Annotated in this window: 1 protein-coding gene; it reads left to right on the forward strand. The window is 66.7% G+C overall.

Features of this window, described 5'->3' with window-relative positions:
* Positions 1–324: 324 nt before the first annotated feature.
* Positions 325–547 (forward strand): response regulator (locus KUM32_RS36750; RefSeq protein ID WP_217146216.1); only part of this gene is annotated, 223 nt, incomplete at its 3' end.

Here is a 547-nt window from a genome sequence, read left to right on the forward strand (position 1 = left end):
GGAGGCCGTTGCTCTATCCCCTGAGCTACGGGGGCGTGTCCGCCGTCTTGCGTGGCGACGGAGAGAACACTACCAGCTCATGAGGGGTGGCCATGAACGCCTTTCGTGGGCCGGCCGCAGGGCCGGGCAGGCGGTGGGGGAGGAAGCGAGCCGGCGCATCCAGGCGACTGGTCCGGAGGGTGCGCCGGGGAAGCGGAACGCGGGGCCCGCGCTTGTAGCGCATTCGTCGCGGATCGTGGGGAGCCTCGCTGAAAGGTCCCCCGCACGTGGCGGAAGTGGGCAAAACCCGGACGCAGTCGGAGTCGCACGCCTAGGCTTCGAGTTGTGCCTGGCGTGTCCGGCCGGGTCCTTGTTGTCGACGACAACAAGGTCATCCGGCAGCTAATCAGGGTCAACCTTGAGCTAGAGGGGTTCGAGGTCGTGACCGCGGCTGATGGTGTCGAGTGCCTGGAGATCGTGCATCGCGTAAGACCCGACGTGGTCACCCTCGACGTGGTGATGCCCCGTCTCAACGGGTTGCTGACCGCTGCTCGATTGCGGGATGACG

The sequence above is a fragment of the Streptomyces sp. AC627_RSS907 genome (assembly GCF_019049165.1).